Consider the following 353-nt stretch of genomic DNA (forward strand, 5'->3'; position numbering starts at 1 on the left):
CCTGATCCCATGCCGAACTCAGAAGTGAAACGCCGTAGCGCCGATGGTAGTGTGGGGTCTCCCCATGTGAGAGTAGGGAACTGCCAAGCATCAATATTTAGGCTGTGTCAGCCGGTGACAATAAGCCACTAGTGCTGATATGGCTCAGTTGGTAGAGCACACCCTTGGTAAGGGTGAGGTCCCCAGTTCGAATCTGGGTATCAGCACCATAAAAAATTATTGATAACTACATAAACAGATAGTTATATACAGAATTTGCTTAGCGGCCATAGCGCGGTGGTCCCACCTGATCCCATGCCGAACTCAGAAGTGAAACGCCGTAGCGCCGATGGTAGTGTGGGGTCTCCCCATGT

General features: G+C 50.7%; 1 tRNA gene and 2 rRNA genes. All 3 read left to right on the top strand.

Going from position 1 to position 353, the window contains the following annotated elements:
• Positions 1 to 89 (top strand): 5S ribosomal RNA (rrf, locus tag ACYUCW_RS18205); the annotation flags it as partial.
• Between the two features lie 44 nt (positions 90 to 133).
• Positions 134 to 209, top strand: a tRNA-Thr gene (locus ACYUCW_RS18210).
• A 49-nt stretch (positions 210 to 258) separates the two neighbouring features.
• Positions 259 to 353: ribosomal RNA gene (rrf, locus tag ACYUCW_RS18215) — 5S ribosomal RNA — on the top strand; the annotation flags it as partial.

This window comes from Proteus sp. MB838, from assembly GCF_054767435.1.